This is a genomic window from Serratia sp. (in: enterobacteria), assembly GCF_046715635.1.
Taxonomy (GTDB): Bacteria; Pseudomonadota; Gammaproteobacteria; order Enterobacterales; family Enterobacteriaceae; genus Chania.
This window is the reverse complement of record NZ_JBKJYW010000513.1, coordinates 1-5,503: the sequence shown is the minus strand read 5'-3', so window position 1 is coordinate 5,503 and position 5,503 is coordinate 1. Positions and strand designations below refer to the sequence as shown.

The 5,503-nt window shown below is 53.9% G+C and carries 4 protein-coding genes and 1 pseudogene; all 5 read left to right on the top strand.

The features are described from left to right. Positions 1 to 609 (top strand): annotated as a pseudogene (locus tag ACLQ7H_RS26675) (arginine decarboxylase); the annotation flags it as partial. Between the two features lie 231 nt (positions 610 to 840). After that, positions 841 to 1,338 (top strand): peptide-methionine (R)-S-oxide reductase MsrB, encoded by a 498-nt coding sequence (gene msrB / locus ACLQ7H_RS26670; RefSeq protein ID WP_411755270.1) that lies wholly within the window; start codon positions 841 to 843, stop codon positions 1,336 to 1,338. Between the two features lie 20 nt (positions 1,339 to 1,358). Next, complete coding sequence (gene msrA, locus ACLQ7H_RS26665; RefSeq protein ID WP_411755269.1) at positions 1,359 to 2,081, top strand: peptide-methionine (S)-S-oxide reductase MsrA; 723 nt, start codon at positions 1,359 to 1,361, stop codon at positions 2,079 to 2,081. Between the two features lie 367 nt (positions 2,082 to 2,448). Then, positions 2,449 to 3,705, top strand: coding sequence for an HlyD family secretion protein (locus ACLQ7H_RS26660; RefSeq protein WP_411755268.1), 1,257 nt, complete (start codon positions 2,449 to 2,451; stop codon positions 3,703 to 3,705). 2 nt (positions 3,706 to 3,707) lie between these two features. Next, on the top strand, positions 3,708 to 5,503 hold a 1,796-nt coding region (locus ACLQ7H_RS26655), incomplete at its 3' end, for a peptidase domain-containing ABC transporter (protein ID WP_411755267.1).

Sequence of the window (5,503 nt, the reverse complement as noted above, 5' to 3'; positions counted from 1 at the left end):
AACAAGATCCAGCAGCAGCTCGATCCGAGCAATCGTGCGCACCGGCCAATCATTGATGAATTGCAGGAGCGGATGGCGGACAAGTTCTACGTCAACTTCTCACTGTTCCAGTCGATGCCGGATGCCTGGGGTATCGACCAGTTGTTCCCAGTACTGCCGTTGGAAGGCTTGGACAAGCCGCCGGAAGGCCGTGCGGTATTGCTGGATATCACCTGTGACTCCGATGGCACCATCGATCACTACATTGATGGTGACGGCGTCGCCACCACTATGCCGATGCCGCCGTACGATCCGGAAAACCCGCCTCTGCTGGGGTTCTTCATGGTGGGTGCCTATCAGGAAATCCTGGGCAATATGCACAACCTGTTTGGCGATACCGCTTCGGTGGATGTGTTTGTGTTCCCTGATGGCAGCGTAGAAACCGAGTTGTCTGATGAAGGCGATAGCGTAGCCGACATGTTGGAATACGTGCAGCTCGATCCGATCGCGCTGCTGGCTAAATTCCGCGATCAGGTGAAAGAAACCGATCTTGACGCGGAGTTGCAGGCGCAATTTGTCGAGGAGTTCGAGGCCGGTCTGTATGGCTATACTTATCTCGAAGATGAGTAAGCTATTCCGATAGGCTGACATACTCCCTATGTGGGGGCGCGGCAGAGACTGCGCCCCTTCATTTATCCTTCCAAGCTTGTATCCCCGTCAAATATAAAATTCTTTCCTAAATTTCAATGCATTGATGCAGTGCTCCCAGTTATCACAAATTTGTGAACTCTCCGTGAGGATTTGGTCACGACTTTCTCTGTAGTTTGTCATTGTCGGTGAATTGCACCAGAGGTAATGATAATGATCAACAGACGGTATTTTATTCTGGGTGGTGGGGCACTCTCTGTGGCCTATGCCGTGGGCCTGTTACCCGCACTGTTTTCTCGTTCGGCGATGGCGGAATCATTTGCCGTTAACTATACCGCAGAGCAATGGCGGCAACGGCTCTCCGCCAGCCAATATGCGGTTTTGCGCGAGGAAGGCACAGAACCCCCTTACAGCAGCCCGCTTAACGATGAGCACCGCGATGGTCAGTTTGCCTGTGCGGGTTGCCAGCAGGCGCTGTTTTCTTCCCACACCAAGTTTGACAGCCATACCGGCTGGCCCAGTTTCTGGCAACCCCTCGAACAGGCGGTGGCGACGCGTAAGGATCGCACGCTGGGCATGGTCCGCGAAGAGGTGCATTGCAGCCGCTGCGGCGGGCATTTGGGGCACGTATTTGACGATGGCCCGCAACCCACCGGTTTGCGCTACTGCATGAATGGCACTGCCATGCTGTTCACGCCAAGCTCGGCCTAACCAGAATAGTGAGGAATAACATGAGAAACGTAGACAAAACGCTGCCATCGCTAGGTAAATACGGCATATGGGGCGCGATATTGGTTGCCGCTGGGTTCTGTTTGCAAAGCGTTGCCTGGCCACTGGGTGGTGCCGAGGTGGCGGTAGCGATCCCTGCGCCAGTAAAAGACGAAGCGCCAACGGCATCGCGCACGGAAACCGCGATCTTTGCCGGCGGTTGTTTCTGGGGCGTACAAGGGGTGTTCCAACATGTTAAAGGTGTGACCAATGCCATATCCGGTTATACCGGAGGTGCGGCACAAACGGCTAATTATGAGGCCGTCAGCGGAGGGGATACCGGCCATGCGGAGTCGGTGCAGGTCACCTTTGATCCACAGCAGATTTCCTATGGCCAACTGCTGCAAATCTATTTTTCGGTAGCACACAACCCAACCGAACTCGATCGCCAGGGGCCGGACAGCGGCACGCAATACCGCTCAGCCGTTTTCCCACTGACGGCGTCACAACAGCAGGTTGCCAAGGCTTATATTGCACAGCTGGATGCCAGTAAGCGCTTTGCCAAACCGCTGGTGACCCGCATTGAGGACAATGGTCATTTTTATCCGGCCGAGGCTTATCACCAAAATTATCTTACCCTTAACCCGGATCAGCCCTATATCGTGGTGAATGATTTGCCAAAGGTAAAACAGCTACAGCAGCTGTTCCCAACGCAATATCGTGCAGATCCGGTGTTAGTGAATTAATAACAGTCTCTGTTGTTACCGGTGGCAATCTATTAGCCAGTGGAGTTCTCCCAGTAGCCTCAAGCCATCTCCCCGGGGATGGCTTTTACTTATTTATTTTACTTTATCAATTAATTAATAATAGTTGACGGTGTTGTTGAGTTGTTCTGTTTATTTTGGTAATTTCTTTGTTAAAGAAAACCTCTGTTCGAAAATTAAGTAAATAACAGCCTGTCACCTTTAATTTAATAACTAATGCTCAAGTGTTGATTGGTAATAATCGTTATTAATTTCATTTACAGGGAACGGTAATATTTATGGTTAATAATAGATTGCCAGAACAACGTTATATCGTCGTTAAGACGATTAAATTGGCTGCTTTAATCACGTGACGCGTCTCTACCGCCAGGCCTATTTGGCCACCCAGGCCACGCGGGCCGAAGGGGGGATTTTGATTTCCCCCAGCCCGAACATGACGCTTTATGCCTGTGCCAGCGTGCTCCTGGTGGCGGCATTAATCGCTTTTTTAATTGGCGGCGAATATACCCGTAAAGCCCGTCTGGAAGGTGTCGTGATGCCTTCAACCGGTGTCGTCAAAGTGGTTGCACGTACGCAAGGGCGGGTTGAAGCCCTGCTGATTAAAGAAGGTGATGAGGTTGCAGCAGGCCAATTACTCTATCGGCTAAGTGGTGAACGGTACGACGGTCAGGGAATGGCTACCTTGGCGACGCTGAAAAACTCCCTGGCGCAGCAGTATCAGATGCTGGTACAGCAACAGCATCAGGAGGTTGCCGCCAATACCCTGCAGATACAGGGATTACGGCAGCGGGCTGGCCAGCTGAAAGAGGAACTGCGCAGCGCCGATGAGGCACTGAAACTGACGTTGCGCCAGGCGGCGTTAACCCGGTCGATGATGGAGCGCTATCAACGTTTGGTGCGGCAGAAGTATGTCTCCGAGCTTGAGTTCCAGCAAAAACAGATCGAACTGGCGGCCGTGGAAGGTTATGTCGAAAACCAGCGGCAGGTACAACAACGCCTGAAGCGTGAGTTAACCTCGGTTGAAACGGATCAGGGGAGTTTGTTGCAGCAGGGGCAAAGCCGTCGGGCGGAGCTGGACCGGTTACTGCAAGGGATCCGTCAGCAACAAATAGAGCTGCAATCGGAGGAGGAGAGCACGCTGGCCGCCCCGGTGGCAGGGCGTGTTGCTGCGGTGTTGGTCAAGGCGGGGCAAACGGTCAATCAACATGAGCTGCTGTTAACGCTGGTGCCTCAGGCGGCCCAATTACAGATTGAGTTGTATGCGCCGAGTAAGTCCGTTGGTTTTATTAAACCTCATCAGCGGGTTGGGTTGCGTTTCGCGGCCTATCCCTATGAAAAATTTGGCGTGCAGTATGGCACCACGCGTGAAGTGACCCGCATCAGCCTCAGCCCGACAGATGTCATGCCACATAACCCGGTGGTGTGGAAAGAAAATGAGGGGCATTACCGGGTGATTGTCGTGCCCGATAAACCCAGCGTAACCGTGTATGGCCGTCAGGAATTACTGCGCACCGGGATGGTGGTGGCCGCGGATATCGAACTGGATAAGCGGCGGCTGTACGAATGGTTGCTGGAACCGTTATGGAGCCTGCAAGGAAAAATTTAGCCATGGAATGGACCGAGCATTTGCACCTGAATTTGCATTGGCGCCGCCGCTTGCCGTTGATCCGTCAGACCGAGTCAGCGGAATGTGGGGTGGCTTGCCTGGCGATGGTCGCCGGTTGGCACGGTTACCGTATTGACCTCCCCAGCCTGCGTGCAAGATTCAGTGTTTCAACGCAGGGCATGACTTTCGTGCATTTGATGGAGTGCGCTCAGATCCTGAAATTGACCGGGCGTGCGGTACGTTTAGAGCTGGAAGAGCTCAGCCAACTGACCGTACCCTGCATTTTGCACTGGGATCTCAACCACTTTGTGGTGCTTAAACGGGTACGTGGCAACGAGATTGAATTGCACGATCCGGCACGCGGGGCGGTTAACATGTCGTTGGTACAGGCTAACCGTCATTTTACCGGTGTCGCGTTAGAACTGACGCCAACCCATGACTTTGAGCAGCGTGACGAACGCAAGCAAGTGCGGCTGACCGAATTGGTCGGCAAGACGGTGGGGTTAAAGGCTGCGCTGGCGCGCATTTTCTGCTTTGCCTTGGCGTTGGAAGTCTTGGCTTTGCTTAGCCCATTGATCAATCAAATCGTGATCGATGAAGTTCTGGTGGCCTTGGATGATAGCCTGCTGGTGCTGATTGTCATTGCCATGCTGCTGATGAGTGCGACCCAGACGTTGATTGGCCTGGCCCGGCAATGGGCCACCATCACCATGGCGGTCAATTTCAATATGCAGTGGACGGCCAACGTGTTCCATCACCTGTTGCGTCTGCCGATTGACTGGTTTGAGAAGCGTGACATTGGCAACGTCAGCGCCAAGTTTGATGCGGTCGATACCATTCAGGACACGCTGACCACCAGCATCCTTGAGGCGCTGCTAGACGTATTGCTGGTGGTCGGTACCTTGGGCATGATGTTGCTCTACAGCGTGTCGTTATCCATGCTGGCGTTAGGCGCGGCGCTGATTTATGGGTTATTACGCGTGTTATGGTTTCGCACCCTGCGCCGGGCGGCAGAGGACAGTTGGACGGCGAGTACGCTAGAATCCAGCCACTTTCTGGAAACGCTGCATGGCATGCTCAGCCTGCGGGTTAACGGGGCGTTGGCCCAGCGGGAGTCAGCCTGGCGTAACCTGAATATCGCCAGGCGCAATAGCCAACTGCGTGAGCATAAGCTGGCCATCGGCTATGACATCATTAACCAGATCATCGGTAGCCTGGTGGGCGCGGCTGTGCTGTGGTTTGGTGCCAATGCGGTGCTGTCGGGCTCGTTCTCGATCGGCATGCTGGTGGCCTATATGTCATTTCAAGGGCGTTTTTCCTCCAGCATCAATGGCCTGATCGATAAGGCGTTTGCCTGGCGAATGCTGGATGTCTATAACGAACGGCTGGCAGATATTGTGCTGACGGCGAAGGAGGGCGGCGCTCAGGCGGCAGAATCTCTTGCAGTAGCTTTCCCCGCGCAGAGAGAGGATCGCCCGGTTGTGGAACTGGAAAATATCACCTTCAGTTACGGCCAGGGAGGTAACGATATCCTGGCAGGAGTGGGGTTGCGTATCATGCCTGGGGAAGTGGTGGCGCTGGTAGGGCGCTCTGGCTGCGGGAAAACCACCTTGGCGAAGATCCTGCTGGGGCTTTACCCGCCAACTGCTGGGAGGTTGCAGGTGTTTGGCATCGATCATCATCATGCGGGCTATCGGCAGGTTCGCCAAATGATCGGCGCGGTGATGCAAGAGGATCGGCTATTCCGTGGGGCAATACTCGACAACATCACCTTTTTCTCTCAACACAGCGATCTGGA

What these genes read in the sequence shown, in the direction of transcription:
- msrB (WP_411755270.1), top strand. Translation starts at nt 841, where the DNA reads ATGATCAACAGACGGTATTTTATTCTGGGTGGTGGGGCACTCTCTGTG.
- msrA (WP_411755269.1), top strand. Translation starts at nt 1,359, where the DNA reads ATGAGAAACGTAGACAAAACGCTGCCATCGCTAGGTAAATACGGCATA.